Source organism: Vibrio sp. 947 (assembly GCF_033339115.1).
Taxonomy (GTDB): domain Bacteria; phylum Pseudomonadota; class Gammaproteobacteria; order Enterobacterales; family Vibrionaceae; genus Vibrio; species Vibrio alginolyticus.
Genome location: NZ_JAWOTX010000028.1, coordinates 26467 through 51722, shown reverse-complemented (window position 1 = coordinate 51722; position 25256 = coordinate 26467). Strand labels below are relative to the sequence as shown.

20 protein-coding genes are annotated in these 25256 nt (G+C 44.9%); 17 read left to right on the top strand and 3 right to left on the bottom strand.

All coding sequences use genetic code 11. From position 1 onward, the window contains the following. Positions 1-90 precede the first annotated feature (90 nt). From rbsD to vctC, 14 genes are all read left to right on the top strand, one after another. Positions 91-510, top strand: coding sequence for a D-ribose pyranase (rbsD, locus tag R7Q39_RS24730; protein WP_005382620.1), 420 nt, complete (start codon positions 91-93; stop codon positions 508-510). Between the two features lie 23 nt (positions 511-533). After that, positions 534-2039: a ribose ABC transporter ATP-binding protein RbsA gene (gene rbsA, locus R7Q39_RS24725; protein ID WP_025767874.1), complete on the top strand. Its 1506-nt coding sequence runs from the start codon at positions 534-536 to the stop codon at positions 2037-2039. After that, positions 2036-3019 carry a ribose ABC transporter permease gene (gene rbsC / locus R7Q39_RS24720; protein WP_005382618.1) on the top strand — a complete coding sequence of 328 codons (984 nt, stop codon included), beginning with the start codon at positions 2036-2038 and terminating at the stop codon, positions 3017-3019. The genes rbsA and rbsC overlap by 4 nt, the downstream gene beginning before the upstream one ends. An 87-nt stretch (positions 3020-3106) precedes the next feature. Continuing rightward, the gene (rbsB, locus tag R7Q39_RS24715) at positions 3107-3985 is read left to right on the top strand and encodes a ribose ABC transporter substrate-binding protein RbsB (RefSeq protein WP_005373143.1); all 879 of its coding nucleotides are present in this window, start codon (positions 3107-3109) and stop codon (positions 3983-3985) included. A 223-nt stretch (positions 3986-4208) separates the two neighbouring features. Beyond that, entirely contained in the window at positions 4209-5126 is a 918-nt protein-coding gene (rbsK, locus tag R7Q39_RS24710) for a ribokinase (RefSeq protein ID WP_017820311.1), read from the top strand. Positions 5127-5161: 35 nt separating this feature from the next. Continuing rightward, positions 5162-6184, top strand: coding sequence for a substrate-binding domain-containing protein (locus tag R7Q39_RS24705; RefSeq protein WP_025767871.1), 1023 nt, complete (start codon positions 5162-5164; stop codon positions 6182-6184). A 114-nt stretch (positions 6185-6298) separates the two neighbouring features. After that, the gene (locus R7Q39_RS24700) at positions 6299-6517 is read left to right on the top strand and encodes a hypothetical protein (protein WP_318076991.1); all 219 of its coding nucleotides are present in this window, start codon (positions 6299-6301) and stop codon (positions 6515-6517) included. 166 nt (positions 6518-6683) lie between these two features. Continuing rightward, positions 6684-7415 (top strand): nicotinamide riboside transporter PnuC, encoded by a 732-nt coding sequence (gene pnuC / locus R7Q39_RS24695; protein ID WP_213967309.1) that lies wholly within the window; start codon positions 6684-6686, stop codon positions 7413-7415. A gap of 10 nt (positions 7416-7425) precedes the next feature. Further along, positions 7426-8157, top strand: a complete 732-nt coding sequence (locus R7Q39_RS24690) for a nucleoside phosphorylase (RefSeq protein WP_318076990.1) — start codon at positions 7426-7428, stop codon at positions 8155-8157. Positions 8158-8291: 134 nt separating this feature from the next. Continuing rightward, positions 8292-8972: a Crp/Fnr family transcriptional regulator gene (locus R7Q39_RS24685; RefSeq protein ID WP_318076989.1), complete on the top strand. Its 681-nt coding sequence runs from the start codon at positions 8292-8294 to the stop codon at positions 8970-8972. Between the two features lie 163 nt (positions 8973-9135). Beyond that, a complete protein-coding gene (locus R7Q39_RS24680) occupies positions 9136-10044 on the top strand; it encodes a siderophore ABC transporter substrate-binding protein (RefSeq protein ID WP_318076988.1) in 909 nt (302 codons plus the stop codon). A gap of 22 nt (positions 10045-10066) precedes the next feature. Further along, a complete protein-coding gene (vctD, locus tag R7Q39_RS24675) occupies positions 10067-11002 on the top strand; it encodes an iron chelate uptake ABC transporter permease subunit VctD (RefSeq protein ID WP_017820306.1) in 936 nt (311 codons plus the stop codon). Next, positions 10995-11945 carry an iron chelate uptake ABC transporter permease subunit VctG gene (gene vctG, locus R7Q39_RS24670; protein WP_318076987.1) on the top strand — a complete coding sequence of 317 codons (951 nt, stop codon included), beginning with the start codon at positions 10995-10997 and terminating at the stop codon, positions 11943-11945. Before vctD ends, vctG begins: the two co-directional genes overlap by 8 nt. Positions 11946-11947: 2 nt before the next feature. Then, positions 11948-12703, top strand: coding sequence for an iron chelate ABC transporter ATP-binding protein VctC (gene vctC / locus R7Q39_RS24665; protein WP_318076986.1), 756 nt, complete (start codon positions 11948-11950; stop codon positions 12701-12703). 42 nt (positions 12704-12745) lie between these two features. Here the strand turns inward: vctC and cueR are convergent, their stop codons facing one another. Together cueR and R7Q39_RS24655 are read right to left on the bottom strand one after the other, a co-directional pair. Then, the gene (gene cueR, locus R7Q39_RS24660; protein ID WP_005376627.1) at positions 12746-13132 is read right to left on the bottom strand and encodes a Cu(I)-responsive transcriptional regulator; all 387 of its coding nucleotides are present in this window, start codon (positions 13130-13132) and stop codon (positions 12746-12748) included. An 87-nt stretch (positions 13133-13219) separates the two neighbouring features. Beyond that, positions 13220-14188, bottom strand: a complete 969-nt coding sequence (locus tag R7Q39_RS24655; RefSeq protein ID WP_053349178.1) for a helix-turn-helix domain-containing protein — start codon at positions 14186-14188, stop codon at positions 13220-13222. Positions 14189-14304: 116 nt separating this feature from the next. Here R7Q39_RS24655 and R7Q39_RS24650 point away from each other — a divergent pair, with 116 nt between their 5' ends. Together R7Q39_RS24650 and R7Q39_RS24645 are read left to right on the top strand one after the other, a co-directional pair. Further along, positions 14305-16311, top strand: a complete 2007-nt coding sequence (locus R7Q39_RS24650; RefSeq protein WP_054574638.1) for a TonB-dependent siderophore receptor — start codon at positions 14305-14307, stop codon at positions 16309-16311. 41 nt (positions 16312-16352) lie between these two features. Further along, positions 16353-16634 (top strand): DUF2218 domain-containing protein, encoded by a 282-nt coding sequence (locus R7Q39_RS24645; RefSeq protein ID WP_005376622.1) that lies wholly within the window; start codon positions 16353-16355, stop codon positions 16632-16634. 88 nt (positions 16635-16722) lie between these two features. Here R7Q39_RS24645 and R7Q39_RS24640 read toward each other — a convergent pair whose 3' ends face one another. Next, positions 16723-16974 (bottom strand): YgjV family protein, encoded by a 252-nt coding sequence (locus R7Q39_RS24640; RefSeq protein ID WP_005376619.1) that lies wholly within the window; start codon positions 16972-16974, stop codon positions 16723-16725. Between the two features lie 861 nt (positions 16975-17835). On the opposite strand from R7Q39_RS24640, the gene R7Q39_RS24635 reads away from it, so the two are divergent. After that, the gene (locus tag R7Q39_RS24635) at positions 17836-25254 is read left to right on the top strand and encodes a retention module-containing protein (RefSeq protein WP_318076985.1); all 7419 of its coding nucleotides are present in this window, start codon (positions 17836-17838) and stop codon (positions 25252-25254) included. Positions 25255-25256 lie beyond the last annotated feature (2 nt).

Sequence of the window (25256 nt, the reverse complement as noted above, 5' to 3'; positions counted from 1 at the left end):
AAACGTTTCGATGAGTTTTCTGTTAATAACGAAAACACTTTAAAACAGGCGCTCATGGTTGTATGAACGTGTAACCGAAAGGTCGATGAGATGAAAAAAAGTACCCTAATTAACTCAGATATTTCTTACTTGGTGGCGACGCTAGGCCACACCGACGAGATCACGATATGTGATGCTGGTCTACCAATCCCAGAGCATGTTCAGCGAATCGATTTGGCGCTAACGCATGGGGTACCAAGTTTTCTTGATACTGTTCGCGTAATTCTATCTGAGTCCCAAATCGAAGGGGTCATCATTGCGGAAGAGTTCTCTGATGCAAGCCCAGTTTTGCATGAAGCGTTGCTCAACGAACTGAGCAAAGAGAGTGAAGAAACGGGCAAATCTATTGAGGTGAGCTACGTGTCACATGAAGCGTTTAAAGCACGCACGGCCCAAAGTCGCGCTATCGTAAGAACGGGCGAATGCTCGCCATATGCGAACGTTATTTTCCAAGCGGGCGTGGTTTTTTAAGCCAGAGATATTGAGGACAGATTATGACTCAAGCCATTCTACAACTAAGCGAAATTGAGAAGGCGTTTCCGGGCGTAAAAGCACTCGACAAAGCAAGCCTGAATGTTTATCCAGGCCGTGTTATGGCGCTGATGGGTGAAAATGGAGCAGGCAAGTCAACGTTAATGAAGGTGTTGACAGGCATTTACCACATGGATGCGGGGAGCATTCAATATCAAGGTCAGCCGGCGGCCTTTAAAGGGCCACGCGATTCACAGGAAGCTGGTATTAGCATTATTCACCAAGAGCTGAACCTGATTCCTGAACTGACGATTGCCGAAAATATTTACTTGGGACGAGAGTTCACTGGATCCTTAGGGCGTATCCAGTGGGGCAAAATGTATGACGAGGCTGACAAGCTTTTAAAACGTCTCAATGTAAAGCATTCATCAAAAACATTGCTTGGCGATTTAAGCCTTGGTGAACAACAAATGGTGGAAATTGCAAAGGCACTTTCGTTTGAGTCGAAAGTCATCATTATGGATGAGCCAACGGACGCATTGACCGATACCGAAACGGAATCACTGTTTAAAGTGATTAATGAGCTTCGTGCTCAAGGATGCGGCATCGTATACATCTCGCATCGTCTTAAAGAAATCTTTGAAATCTGTGATGATATTACGGTGCTTCGTGATGGTAAGTTTATCGGTGAGTGCAAGGTGTCCGACACTGATGAAGATGGCCTAATTGAAATGATGGTTGGCCGAAAATTAGAAGAGCAATATCCACGTATTGATGTCCAACATGGCGAAACTTGTCTTGAAGTCATTGGTTTGACTGGGTCTGGCGTTCAGGATGTGAGCTTTACTCTCAAGCGTGGTGAGATTCTTGGAATTTCTGGCTTGATGGGCGCAGGCCGCACTGAACTCATGAAAGTCATTTACGGCGCATTACCTAGTGAGCATGGTGTTATCAATCTTGATAACAAAACTATTAACCCGGTTAGCCCGCAAGATGGCTTGGCAAATGGTATCGCTTACATCTCTGAAGATCGCAAAGGCGATGGTTTGGTTTTAGGTCTTTCGGTTAAGGAGAACATGTCACTTTGTTCGCTAAACCAGCTGACCAAAGGCTTCCAGATTCAACACAGCGACGAAGTGATTGCTGTGGAAGATTTTATTAAGTTATTCAACATTAAAACCCCAACGCGAGATCAAATCATCGGCAACTTATCTGGTGGTAACCAGCAAAAAGTTGCGATAGCGAAAGGGTTAATGACGAAACCTAAAGTTCTGATTCTGGATGAGCCGACACGTGGTGTTGATGTCGGAGCAAAAAAAGAGATTTATCAGCTCATCAACAAGTTTAAGGCCGAAGGCATGAGCATCATCTTGGTTTCTTCCGAGATGCCTGAAGTGCTCGGCATGAGCGACCGTATTTTAGTGATGCATGAAGGTCGTATCACCGGCGAATTTGATGCGAAAGACGCCGATCAAGAAAAATTACTCGCCTGTGCCGTAGGCAAAGAGATCAATGAGGAAGCAGCATGAGTACGAATACCATGAGCAAACCAACCGAAACTGGCAACAAGAAGTTGTTCACAAAAGAGTGGCTGATTGAGCAAAAATCACTGATAGCTTTGATCTTTCTGATCGTTGTTGTGTCATTTTTGAACCCGAACTTTTTTACGGTCGACAACATTCTCAACATTCTTCGTCAAACCTCCGTGAATGCCATTATCGCAGTGGGTATGACATTAGTTATTTTAACAGCAGGCATCGACTTAAGTGTTGGTTCGGTATTGGCATTGTGTGGTGCCTTTGCGGCAAGCATGATTGCGCTTGAGGTTCCGGTGCTGGTGGCGGTTCCAACTGCTTTAGTCGCAGGTGCAGCGTTAGGTGCGATCAGCGGTATCATTATTGCGAAGGGTAAGGTGCAGGCATTTATCGCTACGCTGGTTACCATGACGTTACTACGCGGTGTGACCATGGTGTACACCGAAGGTCGACCAATCTCGACAGGCTTTACTGACACCGCGGATGCGTTCGCATGGTTTGGTACTGGCTACGCGCTAGGCATTCCGGTTCCTGTTTGGTTAATGGTGGTTGTGTTCGCAGCGGCTTGGTATTTACTTAACCACACGCGCTTTGGTCGCTATGTTTACGCACTAGGCGGCAACGAGTCTGCGACTCGCCTATCAGGTATCAATGTAGACCGAGTGAAGATTGGTGTCTACGCCATCTGCGGTATGCTAGCAGCGCTTGCAGGTATTATCGTAACGTCTCGTCTTTCTTCGGCGCAACCTACAGCGGGTATGGGCTACGAGCTAGACGCTATCGCAGCGGTTGTTCTTGGCGGTACCAGCTTGATGGGCGGTAAAGGCCGTATCATGGGTACCTTGATTGGTGCGCTGATCATCGGTTTCTTGAACAATGCACTTAACCTACTTGATGTTTCTTCTTACTACCAAATGATTGCAAAAGCAGTGGTTATCTTGCTGGCGGTATTGGTAGACAACAAAAACAAGTAATTCATAACAATCTGTATATATAAAACAGTGAATACAAACCGAGTCAGGGGATGTGTACTGGCTCACCCTACACAAAGGACTAGAACGATGAAAAAACTTGCAACTCTTATCTCTGCTGCACTTCTTTCTTCAACCGTATCGGTAGCGGCGCAAGCTCAAGATACCATGGCGATTGTGGTTTCGACGCTAAACAACCCGTTCTTCGTAACGATGAAAGACGGTGCGGAAGCAAAAGCGAAAGAATTGGGGTACGACTTAATTGTACTGGACTCGCAAAATGACCCGAGTAAAGAACTGTCGAACATCGAGGATTTAAGTATTCGCGGCGTAAAAGCAATTCTTATCAACCCAACGGATTCTGATGCAGTGTCTAATGCAATTCGTATGGCGAACCGTTCTAAGATCCCTGTGTTGACATTAGACCGTGGTGCAAGCCGTGGTGAAGTTGTGAGTCACATCGCGTCGGACAACGTAATTGGTGGTGAAATGGCAGGCCACTACATCATGGAAAAAGTCGGCGAAAAAGCAAAAGTCATTCAACTTGAAGGTATTGCGGGCACATCGGCAGCGCGTGAGCGCGGTGAAGGCTTTATGAATGCCGTGAAGGGCAGCGATATGGATCTTCTTGCTAGCCAACCAGCTGACTTTGACCGCACGAAAGGTCTAAACGTAATGGAAAACCTGCTAGCGGCTAACCCGGATGTACAAGCGGTATTTGCACAGAATGATGAAATGGCGCTAGGTGCACTTCGCGCAGTTCAAGCTTCTGGCAAAGATGTCGTTATCGTTGGTTTTGATGGTACGGAAGACGGCATTGCAGCAGTTAACCGTGGCAAACTAGCGGCAACTATTGCTCAGCAACCAGACCTTATCGGTGCTTTAGGTGTTGAAACGGCTGACAAAGTTTTGAAAGGTGAAGAAGTAGAAGAGTACATCCCGGTACCACTAAAAGTAGTCACTAAGTAAGTTTTTAGTTCCAATAAATCATCCTAATTTTTGCTCTCTCCTCCGTTTATATCTGTCGTTTAGGAGGTGAGGGCAAACTTACCCAAAATACTGCAAAGTGTGGGGTATAGATGCCTTTGGCTTTTTGTCGAGACTCCTTTATCAGGAAGAGAAGTTAAAGTCATCTAATGTATTTTCCTAAACAGTTTTTAAAAAGGGTTCATTCAGAACCGAGGATAACCGTATGAATAAGTTAGTGGTGTTAGGTAGTGTAAACGCTGACCATGTTCTTCAAGTGCCTTCTTTCCCTCGCCCAGGCGAGACGCTGCATGGTCGCAACTATCAAGTTATCCCAGGTGGCAAAGGTGCCAACCAAGCCGTCGCGGCGGCGCGATTAAATGCAGACATCGGTTTTATCGCTTGTGTGGGCGACGACTCATTCGGCATTAACATTCGCGAAAACTTCAAAATGGACGGCATCGATATCACTGGTGTGAAGATGCAGCCAAATTGCCCGACAGGTATCGCGATGATTCAAGTGTCGGACAGTGGTGAGAACAGCATTTGCATTTCAGCTGAAGCGAACGCCAAACTGACAGCAGAAGCGATTGAGCCAGATTTAGAGCGTATTCGCCAAGCAGATTACTTGCTAATGCAATTGGAAACGCCGATGTGCGGCATTGAGAAAGCTGCGCGTGTAGCGAAAGATGCCAAAACCAACGTAATTTTGAATCCTGCGCCAGCTCGTGAATTGTCAGATGAATTACTGTCTTACATTGACGTGATTACGCCAAATGAAACGGAAGCTGAAGTTCTGACAGGTATTACTGTAACAGACAACGAAAGCGCGCAAGAAGCGGCGAATGTGCTACATGGTAAAGGTATAGAAATTGTCATGATCACACTCGGTGCAAAAGGCGTTTGGCTAAGCCAAAACGGTCGAGGCGAAATCATCTCGGGTTTCCGCGTTGAAGCGACGGATACTACCGCTGCGGGCGATACATTTAATGGGGCATTCGTCACTGGTCTCCTAGAAGGTTTACCTTTAGAATCAGCGATTAAGTTTGCACATGCGGCGGCTGCAATTTCTGTGACCCGCTTTGGCGCGCAAACGTCGATTCCAACCCGCGAAGAGGTGGACGCGTTTCTCGCTGAACAATAAGGCGCACAACGCCTCATTAAAATAGGAGTAGTAACATGGCGACGATGAAAGACATCGCAAAACTGGCAGGGGTTTCCACTTCAACAGTGAGCCATGTTATTAACAAGACGCGTTTTGTGAGCGAAGAGATCTCTGAACGCGTTAACAATGCCGCAAAAGAGCTTAACTACTACGCGCCCTCTGCGTTGGCGCGTAGCCTCAAAGTCAATCGTACCAAAACCATTGGTATGCTCGTGACAACCTCAACCAACCCATTCTTTGGCGAAGTCGTAAAAGGCGTCGAACGCAGCTGCTACCAAAAAGGCTACAGCCTCATTTTATGTAACACCGAGGGTGATAACGAACGTATGCGTCAATCCATTAATACGCTATTGCAAAAGCGTGTCGATGGTTTGATCTTGATGTGCTCGTCGCTAGAAGGAGAGCGTATCGATGTATTTGAGCGTTACCCAGATATCCCAGTTGTGGTAATGGACTGGGGGCCGATGCTATTTACAAGCGATAAAATCCAAGACAACTCACTTCGTGGCGGTTACTTAGCGGCGAAATACTTAATTGATTGCGGCCATACCGAAATTGGGTGCATCACTGGCCCTTTGATTAAACACCAAGCGCAAATGCGATACGAAGGTTATAAGCGAGCAATGAACGAAGCTGGCTTGGAATTTAATGCCAATTGGATCATTGAATCGGACTTCGAGTGTGAGGGTGGGTATCAAGCGTTCAAAAAAATGGCTCAGCGTGGCGCATTACCTAGCTCGATTTTCGTCTCTAACGATATGATGGCGATGGGGGTGATTAACGCCGCAAATGAGCTCGATATTAAAGTGCCGGACGACCTGTCCATTATTGGTTACGATGACATCCATATCGCGAAATTTATGTCGCCATCGCTAACTACCATTCATCAGCCTAAGTACCGTTTGGGGCAGGCTGCCGTTGAGACTCTTGTCCGAAAGTTGGATGAAAAGTCAACAGAGGCACAGGTCGTACAATTAGAACCGACTCTAGTGGAACGAAAAAGCGTCAAGAGGTTAAAGTCAAACGTCACTGAATGACGTGTGATGTTGAGCTAAAAAATTAAAAAAGTCGTTTCTCTTTATACGATAAAGCCTTACTATCGTCGTTGATTATAAATAAAACTATTAATTGTTGTCTGGCGGATTAGTTAAATGTTATCAAAAGGTTACGCTAAGTTATCTGTAAAACAACCTTGGTTTCACCGAGTTAATGTTATTACAGTTGTATTGATTTTTTTTGTGAGCTGCTATCAGCTACTGGTTAATGAAGCATTTGAGTACGCAATTGGCTTTATTATTACACTTTTGGCGTCAGCTTTATTTGCATCAGCTTCTGCATTCAAAAAACGCTATCTAGGCTTGGATTCATAGGCACGTCTATTTCCAACATCGTTCAATAGCATCATTTATTGCTTTCAAGTAAACATTGAACTGAATTATGATCGAGTGCATCAAGAGGAGGACAAGTGTCCTCCTTTTTGTTGGGGATCACGCTCTAATATAAGCGTATTCCAAACAAAATAATAAAGGACATGTTATGGACCTCTTTGCCTTACTCGATATTAATAATACTCTCGTTAACATTCCGATCGGCGACGGCTACGCAATGAGTTGGATCGAAGCTTTCGGTACCGTTTTTGGACTGCTTTGCATTTGGTTTGCCAGCCAAGAAAAAACCATCAACTACTTATTCGGTTTGCTGAATGTCACGCTTTTTGCCGTTATCTTTTTTCAAATTCAGTTATACGGATTATTGCTTCTTCAATTGTTTTTCTTCTGTGCGAACATTTACGGCTGGTATGCGTGGACCCGTCCAAACGCACAAGGTGAAACGCTGGAAGTTCGCTGGTTAAATAAACAGAAACTTATTACTACTGTCTCTATTAGCGTTGCATGTATCGCATTATTAACGATCTATATCGACCCATTTTTCTTTGCGCTAGCAAACATTGCTGTTGATAGCTTGAATCTCTTTGGTGCTGGCTTGGCTGAACCGGTGCTTGAACCTGACGCGTTTCCGTTCTGGGATGCAACCATGACAGTACTTTCTGTTGTTGCACAAATTCTGATGACACGTAAATACGTCGAAAACTGGATTCTATGGGTTGTGATTAACATTATCAGTGTGGGTATCTACGCGACGCAAGGTGTTTACGCAATGTCTGTTCAGTACGCTATTCTTATGTTCATCGCTGCCAATGGCACGCGTGAGTGGGCTCGTAGCGCTAAGCGCAATGGCGATAAAACCTTAGCGCACGCTGCTGCGTAAGGAACGAAAAATGGCCAAACAACCTCATATCGGAGTGGATGAAACACAAATCGCTCCCCTCGTTATTGTATGCGACGAGCCAGATCGAGCGAATCGTATCGCGGCATTATTTGATGATGCAGAAATGGTGTCGGAAAACCGCGAGTACCGTGTGTTTACCGGCAACTACAAAGGCAAGCCTGTTTCAGTATGTAGTACAGGTATAGGTGCGCCATCGATGATCATCGCAGTGGAAGAGCTAAAACAGTGCGGTGTGACTCATGTGGTACGCGTTGGATCGGCGGGGGCAATGCAATCAGGCATTCACCTTGGCGAGTTGATCATTGCCGAAGGCGCGGTAAGAGATGAGGGCGGCTCTAAAGCGTATGTCGATTCGTCTTATCCAGCCTACGCAAGCTTTTCACTGTTAAAGGAAGTTGAGCGTTACTTGTCGATGCAAAAAGTGCATTATCATTTTGGTGTGGTGCGTTCTCACGACAGTTTCTATACCGATGACGAAGATGCAATATGCCAACATTGGAACAAGAAAGGCATCTTAGGTGCCGATATGGAAACCTCTGCGCTGTTTACGGTCGGTCGACTACGAGGCCTTCATGTGGCTTCGATTTTAAACAACGTGGTGCTGTATCAACAAGATGTGAAAGAAGGTGTTGGTCAGTACGTTGATGAAGCCAAAGTAATGATGCAAGGTGAGAAGAGTGCCGCGATTACGGCATTAGAAGCCTTGGTTGCTCAGCGTTAGCCAGTCTCTATCTCAGTAAGTCACATAAACAGAATAGATGTAAAGCGACAGGTCACTGTCGCTTTTTTATTTGGAGTTACGGGGTACAATCCACCTTAAATAGTTGTCCGTAACTTTTTCTGAGAGAGCAGAAAATGAAAATCAGCCCTTATCCGACTGGTCGCTTCAAAACATACCTTGAAGAAAAGAGTGCCACCTTTCGCGATTTGATTTATCAATGCCAAATAAATTCGCGTTACTTTGATGCTGGGGCAGCAATTCTCCGCCAAGGTGAGCAACTTCAGTACTTGTATGTTGTGCCAGTAGGTCGAGTCTCGATGAACATATTGGCCGCAAATGGACGACGTTTTCAATTAGGGGAAGCTAACTGCGACTATCATATTTATGGTGAAATGGAGTTCTTCACTCAGACTCCTTGTCAATGGAATGTGATAGCAGATGAACATATGCAGGTTGATGTTATCTGTATCCAAAAACTAACCGAAGCACTGCAAAATCATCCCCAAATGATGGTGTTCTTCGCTTCAGCATTGGTTGAGGATTATCAAGACTCCATGGATATCTACACTAATCGTTTGTTGCATCCCATTACTTACAACATTGCCTATGATCTTCTCGTCCGTAATCAGACGGATAAGCTGCTTGGTGGCTTTGATAAAGTGAACCAAGAGGCTGAGCGGTTTGGTACCTCAGGCCGAGTCTATCGACGTGCAGTTAAGGACTTGATTGAAAAGGGATTGATTACAAAAACGGACAACGGTTTGGAGATTATTGATGAGCTGGCACTCAAAGCGTTTATTGAAGCGCATGAATGATACGTCCAGGTATTGGAACTGATGGGTTTTATAAGTCTTTGATATATCTAAGTCTTGAGTAAACGTAACTAATGTAAAGTACCTTAAATTTTGTTGAATGCATTAAAGAGTAGCGTTATATTGCGAACGCGTATGATAATAGATCTCATTAAGGCTTAACAAAATGAAAAAATTCGTCGGTGCGGCTATGCTGTCGTTATTTACTGTTTCTCCTTCTTTCGCTGCTAAAGTTGTGATTGACCACTACATGGGTCAAACAGAGCTAGAACAATCCCCAGAGCGTGTGGTTGTGATTGGCTTTGGCCCGCTAGATGCGCTGGACAACTTTGGTATCGATCCTGTTGCAGTATCTAACTCTTCTAATCTTCCTAGTTACCTTTCAAAATACAGCAAAGATAACTACACCTCCGCGGGTAGTTTGTTTGAACCTGATTTTGAAACCATCTACATGCAAAAACCGGATTTGATTTTGGTTGGTCCGCGAGCGTCTGCGAAATATGAAGAGCTGAGTGAAATTGCCCCTACAGTTGTTTTCGCGGCGAAAGAGAACCAAGGCTATTGGGAAGGCACGCAAGCGCAATGGCGCAATATTGGTAAGATCTTCAATATCGAAGAAAAAGTAGAGCAGAAAATTGAAGCACTAGATGCTCAATTCAAAGCAATCCGTGACTACAACCAATCGAACAAAAATGATGCATTAACGATTTTAAGCATGGGTGACAACATCAGCACGTTTGGTGCCCAGTCGCGATTTGGCGTCATTTATAACGACTTTGGCTTCTTGGAAACGGTTGAGCACGTGAAAACGGGCACTCACGGAGATGTCATTTCTTATGAGTTTATTCGTGAAGCTAACCCGAAAAATATTCTCGTGGTTGACCGTAATTCTCTGACAGGTACGCCGGATAACGATATTCGTAAATCCATGGATAACGACTTAGTCAAAGCGACTGCGGCATATAAAAATCATAAAATCACTTATTTAGATGTGGACGCGTGGTATTTGTCGATGTCTGGTGTGACAGCAACAGAAAAAATGGTCAGTGAGATAAAGCAAACCGTTGAACTGTAATCCAAGATAGCAGAGGTTAACTTTGAAGAAGTTATTGCTAACCCTTGTGGTTTTAAGCACGGTTTCGTTATTTGTTGGGGTGGCAAACATGACGCCCCAACAACTCTTTTCGGGTGATGAGAAAGCATTAGAGCTTTTCTTTACCAGCCGTATACCACGTTTATTTGCCATACTGCTTGCTGGTGCTGGCTTGAGTATTGCGGGTCTTGTCATGCAGCAAATCAGCCAGAACCGATTTGCGGCACCTTCTACAACTGGTACGATCGAATGTGCCATGCTGGGCTACGTACTGAGCGTGGTTTTCTTTGGTAATGATAATCACCTTTGGCTCGTATTCGGCATCTCGGTATTTGGGACGCTAGCGTTTGTTTTCTTTATTCAGCGCATTCAATTTAAGAGCGTGGTTTTTGTGCCTCTTGTCGGGATTATTTTCGGCAATGTCATCCAATCCATGACTACGTTTATCGCTTACAAATATGATGCACTTCAAAGTCTGAATGCTTGGACAGTCGCAAACTTCGCCAACATCTTGCGTGGTGATTTTGAACTGCTGTACATCGCGGTACCAATGGTTATCCTCAGCTATCTTTTTGCCGCAAGGATCTCTGCCGTAGGTATCGGAAAAGATTTCGCGATTAACTTGGGTTTGAATTATCAGCAGGTTGTGACGATTGGAGTGCTATTGGTGTCCATCATGTCAGCAAGTGTCGTGATGATTGTTGGCCAGTTGCCATTCTTAGGGCTGATTGTACCGAATCTCGTGAGTCACTTTTATGGCGATAACCTCAAAAAGAACATTCCGCTTACGGCCATGTATGGGGCCATTTTAGTGTTGTGTTGCGATTTGGTGAGTCGTTTAATTATTTTCCCTCATGAAATGCCAATCTCTATCGTGATTAGCATATTGGGTGGCGTGGTATTCATCGCAATGTTGTTGCGAGGTAAGCAACATGCGTGATTCAACGAAAATCCTGCTGCTAGGTGGCATTGCGATTCTTTTCGCGTGTCTGTTTATTGGTATTGGGCTAACGGCTGACAACTACCAATATTTTTTGTCTCGTAGAGTTCCTAAAGTATTGGCGATAGTGCTAGCGGGTGTGGCCATTGCTCAGTCTTCACTTGTATTTCAAACCATTACGCACAACCGAATTTTAACGCCAAGTATCATGGGTTTTGATGCGCTGTATGTGTTAACCCAAATTTTGATCGTGTTGATTTTTGGTGGGTTGAGTACCTTAGTTCTTAACTTGTACGTCAATTTCGCGATTGCAGTAATTGTAATGGTGTCGTTTTCGCTACTGCTGTTTGGGTTTTACTTTTCAAAAGGCAGCAAGAACTTGATTATGTTGCTATTGGTCGGCTTGATCTTTGGTCAGCTATTTTCCAATGCGGCGTCATTCTTTTCTTTGCTGATGGACCCAAACACATATGCAATTGTTCAGTCGAAACTGTACGCCAGTTTCAATAATGTCAAAGTGAACTTGGTTTACTTTAGTGCTCCGGCTTTGATGTTTGCATGTTGGTTGTTGTTTAGGATGCATCGCACTTTAGATGTGTTTTGGCTCGACCAAGACAATGCGAAAAGTTTGGGTGTTGATGTACCTAAAGTGACGAGAAATGTGTTTATTATCTCGGCGGTTTTGATTGCTATTTCTACGGCTTTGGTAGGGCCAATCATGTTCTTTGGTTTACTAGTGACCAACTTAAGCCGAGAAATGTTCCGAAGTTACCAACATAAAACGCTATTGGTCGGATGTTCGTTTCTATCCATCAGTTCATTACTTGCTGGGCAATGGATAATCGAAAACGTGTTCAGTTTTGAGACGACGTTGAGTGTCGTAATTAACTTTATCGGCGGTGCGTATTTCTTATACCTGCTGCTGAAAAACAAAGTTGTATAAATATGATAGTAATAGACAAATTAACGAAGGCTTTCGGTTCAAACAAAGTCGTAGACGAGGCCAATACTCAGTTTGAAAAGGGCAAGGTAACATCGATTATCGGTCCAAATGGCGCGGGAAAGAGCACGCTGTTATCTATGGCCTCGCGCTTAACGGAGCGAGATAGCGGTAGTGTTATCATTGATTGCAAGGAAATCGCAGAATGGGACACAAAAGAGCTAGCGAAAAAACTGGCAGTACTTCGCCAAGCTAACTCGATTACAATGCGGTTTACCGTAAAAGAGTTAGTCTCTTTTGGTCGTTTCCCATACTCTAAAGGAAATCTGACTAAAGAAGATCATGAGGTCATAGAACAAGCGATCGACTACTTAGATTTGCAAGATATTCAAGACAAATACTTGGATGAATTAAGTGGTGGTCAGCGACAGCTTGCATTTATTGCTATGGTGATTGCACAAGATACAGATTATGTCTTTCTTGATGAACCTCTTAATAACTTAGATATCAAACACTCTCTTCAGATCATGAAAGTTGTGCAGCAGTTAGCCCATGACATGAATAAAGCCATGGTGGTCGTGATTCATGATATTAATTTCGCGGCGTGTTACTCAGATGTCATATTGGCGCTTAAGAAAGGTAAAGTTGTGGCGAGTGGTGCGGTTGAAGATGTTATTCAAGCGTCTACGCTAGAGGACATCTATGAAACGCCATTTAACATCATAGAGTTAAACGGTAAGCGCATGTGTACTTATCATTAAGCGAGCTAGTTCGTTTTTAACGAGATCAATAGATAGGCGGGCTTACTTGGTGAGCTCGTCTATGATTGGGCATCGGCTCTCTGCATCTCCAGGACAAGAAGAAACCCAACCTTCAAGTTGCGTTTTGATCTCCATGAGGTGTGCAATTTTTTCTTCAACCTCTCTCAGTTTGTCCATGGTTCTTGCTTTTACTTCGCTACTTTTGCGATTGGGGTTATGAGCAAGTTGTACGAACTCTTTGCATTCTTGCAACGAAAAGCCTGCGCTTTTTGCGCGTGATACCAAGTTAAGCTCTTGAATATGATTATCTGAATATTCGCGATAGCCAGAGTCGCTACGCGCTGGTGGAGATATGATCCCTTTGTCTTCATATAATCGAATCGACTTAGATGAAAGCCCAGTGAGCTTCGCGACGGCACCAATATTCATGTTTAACCTCCATAACGTTTAAGGCGAGTATATACCGATGTTGTGGATAAGACACTCCTAAATAACAGTCAGTTACCTAGAGTCCCCTTACTCTTTAATCACTTCATGTGGTGGCACACCAAATGCCTTTTTAAAGGCATAAGTGAAGTTAGAAGGGTGGTGGTATCCGGCTTCATAGGCGGCTTCTGTTATCGTCACTAGGCCACGTTCCAAATGTTGCCTAGCAATCTCAAGACGTCGAAAACGAATGTAGCCGTTTATGGTCATATTAAGTGATTGTTTAAATCGACGCTGCAGGTTTGAAACACTCATTGAGAATTGGCTCGCCAACTTTTCCAAGCGTAGTTCTTGATCAAGGTGAGTTTCAATATAGCTGACAATATCCTCAATTCGACCATCAATGTGTCGTTCAATACTGCTGTTTTTAGCACTGAAATTCTTAGGAATTTGCTTGGTGGCTTGATGTAATATTTGATAGATCAAGCTTTCGACCTCTAGCTTTTCTTGGAACTCTTGCGGTGTTTCTCTATTTGTTAACGTTTCGGCCAACTCGCATAGCGTCTGGTTAGGCTCCAACTGTTGAAACGCCTGATGAGAGTTAAAAAAGGCTCGATGACTACAATTTTGCTCAAGGCGGGCCTCTAGCCATTGGGGCTTAACCAATATGTTGATCTTATTAATGAGGTTATCTTTGAGCAGTGAACGACGAAAATTTGCAGGTTTGAGTAAGTTCACCACTACACCCTTAGGGCCGTCGCTCGCGTCTAAATCAAATTGCAAATCGTCGTAGCCAAACGAGAGTCTACCTTCTAAAAGAATAGTGACCAGCAGTGAGGCGTGTGCAGTAGAAACAATATTCGAATCAATAAGTTCTAGACAACGCCCGCCATGAACAAAAATTTGATCATTATACTGATATGATAGGAACTTACCTTCGGCCAGTTGAGTTTGACAAGGTTGGCCTTGCGTGACAATCCATTGTTTCTCTGTCGCCTTTAGTCTTTGGGTTAAAGCTATCTTGGCAATTTTAGTTCGTTTTGTTGTGACTTCCTGCATTTGACACTTCCTCATAACACTTGTGCGATTTCGCATAACCAAATCGCCTTTGTATTTATAAAACTCATGCTTATTATACCTGAGAATTATTATCATTAATATTTAGGAATGAAGTTATGGAAAGCCCTGCTTGTTCACCTATCAAGCTTTCAAGCCTTTGCCTTGCAGTGGGAATGGCGCTATCAACCCCTGTTTTAGCTCAAGATACTGAGTCACATTTTGAAGAGGTCGTTGTATGGGGAACGAAAGTTTCCAGCAACACTGAGTCGATGTTTGCGGACGACATGTCACTGAAGCAAGCGGATCATATGTCTGATTTACTGCGCGATATTCCCGGTGTAGATGTTGGTGGAACACACTCTGTGAATCAACGTATTACGATTCGTGGTTTGAGCGAAACCGATTTGGACATTCGTCTTGACGGTGCTTCTCAGCATGCGAGCATGTTCCATCATATTGGTAACTTGACGTTGAACCCTGACATTCTCAAATCTGCGGACATTCAGGTAGGTAATAACTCTGTGACTCAAAACGGGTTAGGCGGTTCGGTCTACTTTGAAACGAAAGACGCTCGTGACTTACTTCGTTACGATGAAAAGTTTGGTGCGCGTGTTTATGGCGGCTATGCATCCAACGACAACCAACAAGGTTCGTTGACACTGTACGGACTTTTGTCCGAAAACATTGATGCGATGGTCTATGGCCATTACGTTACGCGTGATGATTTTGAAGATGGTAATGGCAATAAAACCTACGGTGCTGCAGGTGATGTTTACAACATTCTGGCTAAGCTGGGGTATGAACTAAATGACATCCATCGTTTTGAGCTCTCTTATGACATGTACCGAGACAGTGGAGATTACAGTCCGCGTCCTGATATGTCGGGTAGTGCAAATAATAGCCTTTCGAGCAAGTTACTTATCCCTACGGATTATGACCGCGATACCGTTACCTTGAGTTATGAGTTGCGAGGCGAACAACACCAAGGAAACGTCACTCTTTATAATACCGAGACAGAAATTAAACGTGACGAAACGGTGATGGCGCCTCGTTGGCCCTCGAACCGTTTATCAAAGAACACCGCCAAAAACCAAAACTTTGGTTTGAATGGCAAATTCCAGTCAGATGTTATGTTAGGTGAGTTTGATAATCGAGTCACTTATGGCTTCGACTACATGGATAAAACGTCTTCGAGTTACTACGGTAGTCGTAAGTTTATGGACGAATCGGCGATTTCAACCGCACTGTTTGTAGAAGATCAGTTCTTCTTCTCTGATGCCTTCTTTATTACTGCAGGTATGCGCTTTGATGATTACAAACGCAAAGCTGAGACAGGAAACAGTAATTATGATGATGTGACTTGGGCTCTAGCAGCAGAATGGGCGGTGACGCAAGATTGGACGTTGTTTGCGAGTGCACGCTCTCTATTTAAAGGTCCAGAGCTAATGGAAACCTTTATTGCTTACCAAGACGTTGCATTTTTAGAGGATGGGTTAAAGCCAGAAACGGGATTGAACACGCAAGGTGGTGTTCGTTTTGATAAAACCTTTGATAAGCATTTCTTTGGGGCGAATATTACGGTATTCCAAACGGAAATTGATGATTACATTGCAGATCAGTACCAAAACGCGACTCAAACTTACCTGATTTACAACTTAGGTGATGTTGAGATTAAAGGCTTTGAAGCAAGTGCTTCTTATGGTTACGACAAGTTTAACAGCAAACTTTCTTACTCTAAGTCGGACACCAAAAACAAGAATACTGGTGGTCCTGTTGCTGGGGGCAATGGGCGTAGCATTGATATGGGTGATAGCATTGCTCTAACTTTGGATTACCAGTCAGACGCTTTAGAAACGATCTTCGGGTGGAACTCAATGTTTGTTCTAGAGGAAGACAACGTCTTTGATGGTCAGCCAAAGAAAGCAAGTTATGATGTGCATAATCTATACGCTCAATGGGTGCCGTCTGATATTGATGGGCTGTCGGTGACCTTTGGTATTGATAATGTATTTGACGAGTTGTACAGCTCTCATGCGTCTCGTTCGGGGACTGCACGTGGCTTCACGCTTGATGACTACGAGCCGGGTCGCAACTTCAAGCTCTCTGCAGCTTATCAATTCTAACAAGGTTCTTCATAGGACGTTTCAAAGTAACGAGTAAGTTCATGATTAAAGAAAGCACCCGAATAGATAGCGAACACGCTGACAAATACTTAGTGACGCTTTGTCGGCATTTTGGACGAAAAGTTCCTGCTACTTGGAATGAAAATAGCGGTTTGGTGACATTTCCGACGGGAAAAGCTGAGTTTAACCTTTGTGCATCTAGCTTAACTATAACCTGTGAGGCGGATTCAGAAGAGAAACTGAATACGGTGAAGGCGATCATTTCATCGCATGTGGACATGTTTTCTCGTCGAGAAACACTAGCACTTAGCTGGGTTCGTTAGCGCTCGTTTAAGGATGCTGTGATAGAAAGGGAATGTTAAAAGCAAAAGCCCGCAATCTTATGATTTGCGGGCTTTTATTGTTTGAATGCTATTGCGCTTTCTCAGGCTCTAGGCTTTTTTTTTCCTGCTGCATTTTTGCTAGGAAGTAGATGTTAACGCAAGCAATAAAACCGTTAGTTAGTACTACAGGCCAAGAATCAATCATTAGTCCGTAAGCAGTAAATAGCGCACAACCAATAAAGTTAAGGATACGAAGCTTAACAATATCTTTCATAGTTAGCGAAATAGCGACCATGATTGAAGCTGCATAACCTAAAATCTCAACCATATTCATGTCCATTTTTTGACCCTCTTAAAATCTGCCGAATTTTGTCGGTACCAATTCTTCTCATCTTGAGATTAATGAGGAAGCTCCATGCCTCGAATGGTCTTTTTTTGTTGTATGGACGCACTATATCAATGGAAAAACCGTGATAAAAGCCTCAAATCAAGGTTAAGAGAAGGTTAGCGATTACGCAAACGTTTAAGACTGGAATTACTGATAATTTTACTTATTGTGTTGATTGATAATAACGATGACATTAATAGCTCAAACACCATTGAAAGTAAGGGAATATTTACATATGATTGAAAATGATAATTATTTTCAAGTGCTGTGTTTATGTATTTTATTATTAGCTTGCTCGTGTTTTTTTTGCTGTATATCAGAACAAAACCGAACTCGTGGTGTGCGGGGATTCATATCGTAAGCCACTTTTTTATCGTTGCATTTTGTCCTGCAATTTATGTTGTTCAATATTTAATCGTTACGTTTTTTTCGTCACCGATATTGATTAAGATGTCATCACGCTCCGGTGTATACAACATTCTCATTGCTTTTCTTCCATTATTGATCGCAACCGGCAGTCTGGCGTTTAGCTGAATGATTTCATCTCTCTTCTTTTCTTAAAACAACTACACTTAATCAGAATAAGGTATCAATTTCATATAATTATTCGATATCTACGCGTCAGCACATGTGTCACATTTCTGTGACTACGAGTAAGTTTTACTTATGTTGCTTGGTAGTAGGGTATTTATCGATTGTTTAATGATTCAATACTTAGTTTAATCGTATAAAGGTGTGCAGTATGCCGCACTAAATTAATAAGAAATTATCTAAAAAGGTTAATGGGAAACGTAAGCCATTAGCGGAGGTCAGATGAGTACGCACACGGTACCGCAGAGCGCGATTGTAAATGCTGTCAAAGGTGAAGTTTTGGTTTTGGGCCTGGATGGAAACGTTAAGGTCATAAAAGCGGGGGATGAGTTAAGACCTGGCGAGATTATTATCACTGAAAATAATGCTTCTCTCGACGTACAGATAAATAATGAGCTTTATCTGGTCGATGCAAATTGTGTTGCTTGTCTTCCTGTGCCTTCTTCTGAACCGTTAGAACCAGTATTGGTACAATCTCCAGTTAATGGCTTGGTGACTTTTGACCCAACGGCTATTGGAAGTGCTGACTTCGACGCCAACGATATTGCCGCTATCCAGCAAGCTATTTTAGACGGAGCTGACCCTACCGCTATCTTAGAAGCAACAGCTGCTGGCGCAGGTGCTGAAGGCTCGGCTAATGCTGGCTACGTGACGGTTGAATATAATAACCCGGAAGTACTCGCTTCTACTTTTTTTGAAACGTCTGCGACTCGCAGCGGAGAAGATGATCGCGACGAAGATGACGGTTTGAATGTCACGATTTTTGCTGATGGTGGGCAGTCACTGCAATCTAGCGTAACAGAAGGCTCAATTTCTCTATCAAGCTACCCGCAAACCATTTCGTCTAGTGTGCTGGTTGAAGCAGGGGATCTCGCACTTGATACTGCTTCATTTGTACCCGAAACGTCTTCTTTAGAGTCTTTGTTGACTGAGCTTAACAGTGATATTACCTCTGGTGGTCAGCCAGTGGCGTTCGTTTATGACGAAGCGCAAAATGCCATTATCGGTACTCAAGAAGGTAACGAAGTGCTTCGTATCGAGATCGAAGCGACATCTGTAGGCCGTGATTTAGAGTTAGAAGTCGTTACCACGATTAGCCAGGGCGTTGACCATGTTGCGTCTGTTGCTGATGGCCAAGTATCGATCGTCGGTGATCAAATCAATATTGCTTTTGATATTACAGGTGCAGATATTGGTGGTAACAGCATTCAAGCGCCTATCGATTTTACGACAACCGTTATTGATGGCGATGATCCTGCGCCGCAAAACGTTACTTTTGAAAACGTTGAATCTTCTTCTACACCAATTACTGGCACCTTTGTTGATATTGGTAGTGATCAATTGGCAACGGTCACGTTTAATCAAGAAGGACTTAGTCAGTTCGATGGCCTACTGAGTGATAATCAGGCGACAGAAGCGGTACTCTCTGAAGACGGCAGTACTATCACCTTGTCCATTGCTGGCTCGAATGAAACCGTCTTAACCATCAGTCTGAATACTGATGGTACCTACCAATTTGAGCAATTTAAGCCGTTAGAACAAACAAACGGTGAAGATACGATTGAGCTCTCTTTACCAACCACAATCGTCGACTATGACCAAGATACGGCAAGCAACACCTTTACGATGACCATCCTCGATGGCGATAACCCAGTGATTGAGAACGTGACGGGCTTGTCTTTAGATGAGGCGGGGGTTGACCAAGGTTCACAGGAAGGCGCGGCAGTAACAAGTGGTACTGGGTCGATCACGACAGCGGTCGGAAGTGACATCATTGATCACTATGAGTTGGAACCTACAGAGTTCAATGTTGGTGGAGAACTCCAATCTCAAGGGCAGGTTGTTCAACTAGAACTAGCGTCCGAGAGTAACGGCGTACGTACTTACGAAGGCTTCATCGAGCTGGATGGTGTGCGTATTACCGTATTTGATGTGGCGATTGATGCACCTGCATTGGGCGAATACCAATTCAACTTGTATGAACAACTTGACCATACGGGTGCTAACGATGACTCGCTCACTTTCTCACTGCCAGTTTACGCGGTAGATGCGGATGGTGACCGCTCCTCTATTACCGAAGGTTCGAACACACCAGAAGCTGCGCAAATTGTCATTCAAGTTCAAGATGACGTTCCTTCGATTGATGGCGTTGATGCGCTAGCCGTCGATGAAGACGATTTATCAAGCATTGGCTCCGATCAAAGCGACTCTGTGTTCGCGCAAGGTAGCTTCACGACGACTCAGGGCTCAGACCGTGTTGTAAGTTATCAATTAGAGAGCGGCACTGATCCACTCAATGGGTTGGAATCGCAGGGGCGATCTATCTCTCTGACGGAAACAACCAATTCAGATGGCAGCTTTACCTATTCTGCAACGGCAGAAGGGGACGCTATCTTCACCTTACAAGTGAACCCTGACGGTTCTTATTCATTTACCCTTGAAGGTCCAATCGATCATGCTGTGGGTAGCGATAGCTTAACTCTAGACTTCACTATTGTCGCAACGGACTTTGACGGTGACACCAGTTCACTTGTTCTACCGGTAACCATTGCCGATGATGTGCCAACCATTAATGACGTTGTCGCTCTTACCGTCGATGAAGATGACTTAAGTTTGGTAGGTTCTGACCAATCACAGTCAACGCTGGTCGAAGGTCAGTTTACGACAACTCAAGGTTCTGATGGCGTCGTACAGTATCAGTTGGATGTAAACGCTGATTCTTTAAATGGCCTGCAATCTCAAGGTCAAACCGTTTCCATTGCCGAAACGCAAAATGCAGATGGCAGTTACACCTACAGCGCAACGGCAAATGGCAGTGCAGTTTTCACATTAATTTTGAATACCGACGGCTCGTACAGTTTTGAGCTGCAAGGTCCAATTGACCATGCGGCAAATAGCGACAGCTTAACCCTTGATTTTAGCGTTATTGCTACAGACTTCGATGGTGACACAAGCCAAATCGTATTGCCTGTTACCATCGTGGATGATAAGCCAACTATTACCGATGTTGATGCGATTACTGTTGATGAAGATGATTTAGGCACGATTGGTTCGGACCAGACTGACCCGATTTCTATTGATGGTAGCTTCACCACCACACAAGGCTCTGACCGAGTGGTAAGTTATCAGCTTGATGCTTCTGCAACACCAGTTGACGGCCTTACATCACAAGGCGTGGCAGTTACGCTGACTGAAACCGCAAACGCTGATGGCAGCTTTACTTACGAGGCGACAGCGGGTAGTGAAGCGGTCTTTACGCTGACGGTGAATACTGATGGTAGCTATAACTTCACGCTTGAAGGTCCAATCGACCACGCGGTAGATAGCGATGAGCTGACACTCAACTTCCCAATCATCGCAACAGACTTTGATGGCGACACCACAAATGCCACTATCCCAGTGACAATCGTGGACGATAAGCCTGTTATTACCGACGTCGACACCATTACGGTTGATGAAGATGATCTAGCGTCAATTGGCTCAGACCAAAGCAATCCAATTTCTATTGATGGCAACTTTACTACCACACAAGGCTCTGACCGAGTGGTGAGCTACCAACTCGATGCTTCAGCAACACCAGTGGACGGTTTAACATCGCAAGGCGTGGCTGTCACACTGATAGAAACCGCAAATGGTGATGGTAGTTTCACTTATGAAGCGACTGCGGGTGGCAACCCAGTATTTACTCTGACAGTAGATACTGATGGCTCTTACAACTTCACGCTAGAAGGGCCAATTGATCACGCGGTGGATAGTGATGAGCTGACACTCAACTTCCCAATTATCGCAACCGACTTCGATGGCGACACCGTTACTGAAACCATTCCAGTCACGATTGTTGATGATGTACCGACCATCACAGCGGTGGATGCGTTGAGTGTCGATGAAGATGACCTTAGCGGCGTGGGCTCAGACCAAACTGACGCTGTGTTCGTTGAAGGCGCGTTTACCACTATTCAAGGCTCTGACCGAGTGGTGAGCTATCAACTGGATTCAACGGCTGATCCTGTTGCGGGGCTAACGTCTCAAGGTGAGGCGATTACCTTGGTGGAAACCGCCAACGGTGATGGCAGCTTTACTTATGTGGCGACCGCAGACGGCAATCCGGTATTCACGTTAAACGTAGCAACAGATGGCACTTACGATTTTACGCTGCAAGGCCCGATTGACCATGCAGCTAACAGTGACAGCCTGACGATTGATTTCCCAATTATTGCCACCGATTTTGATGGTGATACGACTTCGGCAACCATTCCAGTCACGATTACGGATGATGCACCAATCATCGATAATGTTTTGCCTCTGGCTGTAGACGAAGATGATTTATCAGGTATTGGCTCAGACCAAACTGACGCTGTGTTTGTTGAAGGCGCGTTCACCACTACCCAAGGTTCAGACCGTGTGGTGAGCTACCAACTTGATTCAACTTCTGATCCTGTTTCGGGGCTAACCTCCCAAGGTGAGCCAGTTACTCTGGTAGAGACTGCGAATGCTGATGGCAGCTTTACTTACGTGGCTACCGCGGATGGCAATCCGGTTTTCACCATGAACGTGAATGCTGATGGCACATACAATTTCCGTCTGGAAGGGCCGGTCGATCACGCATTAAACAGCGATGAATTAGTACTGAACTTCCCAATCATTGCAACAGACTTTGACGGCGATACGACGACCGCGACCATTCCCGTCACGATTACTGATGACGTTCCAACTATCGACAACGTTGTTCCACTCACGGTGGACGAAGATGATCTCGCCTCAATTGTCTCAGACCAAAACGATGATGCGTTTATGTCGGGTTCTTTCACCACAACTGAAGGCTCAGACAGCGTTGTTAAATACCAGCTTGATGCAACAGCAGATCCAGTATCTGGGTTGACCTCTCATGGTGAGCCTGTCGTGCTTGCTGAAACTGCTAACGGCGACGGTAGTTTTACTTACACAGCCACGGCAGATGGCAATGCCGTATTTGAATTGATTGTGAAGCCAGATGGCAGCTACAACTTTACACTGCAAGGTCCACTAGACCATGCGGTGAATAGCGACAGTCTGCAAATCGACTTCCCGATTATCGCAACAGACTTTGATGGCGACACCTCATCGGAGACGTTACCTGTCACTATCGTTGATGATAAACCAACCATCACTGACGTAGACGCAATCCGTGTGGATGAAGATGACCTAGCGACAATTGGCTCTGACGGCTCAGATCCAATTTCAATCGATGGCAACTTCACTACAACGCAAGGTTCTGATGGGGTAGTAAGCTACCAATTAGATACTGCTGCAACGCCAGTTGATGGCCTAACATCGCAAGGTGTGGCAGTGACGCTGACGGAAACTGCAAACGGCGACGGTAGCTACACTTATGAAGCGACAGCAGGAACTGAAGCCGTATTTACGCTGACCGTGAATACGGATGGTTCATACAACTTCACGCTTCAGGGGCCAATTGACCATGCGACAGACAGTGATGAGCTGACACTGAACTTCCCAATCATCGCGACGGATTTTGATGGTGATACCACCACAGAAACGATCCCAGTCACCATCGTGGATGATAAGCCGACCATTACCGATGTCGATGCGATTACCGTTGATGAAGATGATTTAGGCACGATTGGCTCAGATCAAACTGACCCGATTTCAATCGATGGCAACTTCACCACCACACAAGGCTCGGACCGAGTGGTGAGCTATCAGCTTGATGCTTCTGCAACACCAGTTGACGGCCTTACATCACAAGGCGTGGCCGTCACGCTGACTGAAACCGCAAACGGTGATGGCAGCTTTACTTACGAGGCGACAGCGGGTACTGAAGCGGTCTTTACGCTGACAGTGAATACTGATGGTAGCTATAACTTCACGCTTGAAGGTCCAATCGACCACGCAGTAGATAGTGATGAGTTGATACTGAACTTCCCAATCATCGCGACCGACTTTGATGGCGACACCACAAATGCCACTATCCCAGTGACGATCGTAGACGATAAGCCAGTTATTACTGACGTGGATTCCATTACGGTTGATGAAGATGATCTAGCGTCAATTGGCTCAGACCAAAGCAACCCGATTTCTATTGATGGTAACTTCACCACCACGCAAGGTTCAGACCGAGTGGTGAGCTACCAACTCGATGGCACATCAACACCAGTTGACGGTTTAACCTCGCAAGGTGTGGCTGTCACGCTAACAGAAACTGCAAATGGTGATGGCAGTTTTACCTACGAAGCAACAGCGGGCTCTGAAGCGGTCTTTACGCTGACAGTGAATACTGATGGCTCTTATAACTTCACGCTAGAAGGGCCAATTGATCACGCGGTTGATAGTGATGAGCTGACACTCAACTTCCCAATTATCGCAACCGACTTCGATGGCGACACCGTTACTGAAACCATTCCAGTCACGATTGTTGATGATGTACCGACCATCACAGCGGTGGATGCGTTGAGTGTCGATGAAGATGACCTTAGCGGCGTGGGCTCAGACCAAACTGACGCTGTGTTCGTTGAAGGCGCGTTTACTACCACACAAGGCTCTGACCGAGTGGTGAGCTATCAACTGGATTCAACCGCTGATCCTGTTGCGGGTCTGACATCTCAAGGTGAGGCGATTACCTTGGTGGAAACCGCGAATGGCGACGGCAGCTTTACCTATGTGGCGACCGCTGACGGTAATCCTGTCTTCACGTTGAATGTCGCAACAGATGGTACGTACGACTTTACGCTGCAAGGCCCGATTGACCATGCCGCTAACAGAGACAGCCTGACGATTGATTTCCCAATTATTGCCACCGATTTTGATGGTGATACGACCACGGCAACCATTCCAGTCACCATTACGGATGATGCGCCAATCATCGATAATGTTGTGCCTCTGGCTGTAGACGAAGATGATTTATCAGGTATTGGCTCAGACCAAAGTGACGCTGTGTTTGTTGAAGGCGCGTTCACCACTACCCAAGGTTCAGACCGTGTAGTGAGCTACCAACTTGATTCAACGGCTGATCCTGTCGCAGGTTTAACTTCTCACGGTGAGCCTGTTACTTTGGTAGAGAATGCGAATGCTGATGGCAGCTTCACTTACGTGGCTACCGCGGATGGCAATCCGGTCTTCACCATGAATGTTAATGCTGATGGCACATACAATTTCCGTCTTGAAGAGCCGGTGGATCACGCGTTAAACAGCGATGAATTGGTTCTGAACTTCCCAATCATTGCAACAGACTTTGATGGCGATACGACAACCGCGACTATTCCAGTCACGATTACTGATGACGTTCCAACCATCGATAACGTTGTCCCACTAACAGTAGACGAAGATGACCTTGCCTCAATTGGCTCAGACCAAAACGATGATGCGTTTATGTCGGGCTCTTTCACCACAACTGAAGGCTCGGACAGTGTTGTTAAATACCAGCTTGATGCAACAGCAGATCCAGTAGCAGGGTTGACCTCTCATGGTGAGCCTGTCGTGCTTGCTGAAACAACAAATGGTGATGGCAGCTTTACTTACACAGCCACAGCAGATGGCAATGCCGTATTTGAATTGGTGGTGAAGCCAGATGGCAGCTACACCTTTACTCTGCAAGGTCCACTAGACCATGCGGTGACTACACCTTTACTCTGCAAGGTCCACTAGAC